This is a genomic window from Psychrobacter sp. 16-MNA-CIBAN-0192, assembly GCF_040309565.1.
GTDB lineage: Bacteria > Pseudomonadota > Gammaproteobacteria > Pseudomonadales > Moraxellaceae > Psychrobacter.
This window is the reverse complement of sequence record NZ_JBEOOX010000242.1, coordinates 1-273: the sequence shown is the minus strand read 5'-3', so window position 1 is coordinate 273 and position 273 is coordinate 1. Positions and strand designations below refer to the sequence as shown.

Here is a 273-nt window from a genome sequence, read left to right as displayed (position 1 = left end):
CAGTAGCTTCTTCTTGGGGAGAGGTAATCGAAATCGTGTAGTTAATTGATGCTTCTGTTGTTGGGATGACATTGATTTTTGTTGGGGTGTCAATCGTCATGTTGTTTTGGGTGTTTTCATTTAATTCAACAGCTTCGGCATTATTTTTTTGTTCATCTGAGTAATGAACTTTGCCATTTTCATCTACCCAACGGTATACGGTAGCAACACTTTGGGCGCTCAATAATAGCAAACTAATAAGTATGATAAGGCGCATGATGTACTCCATAAAAC

General features: G+C 38.1%; 1 protein-coding gene. It reads right to left on the bottom strand.

From position 1 onward, the window contains the following. Window positions 1–256, bottom strand: a 256-nt coding sequence (locus tag AAEY78_RS13085; protein ID WP_352339739.1) for a DUF4124 domain-containing protein, incomplete at its 3' end; no start/stop codon positions are given. Window positions 257–273: the final 17 nt, after the last annotated feature.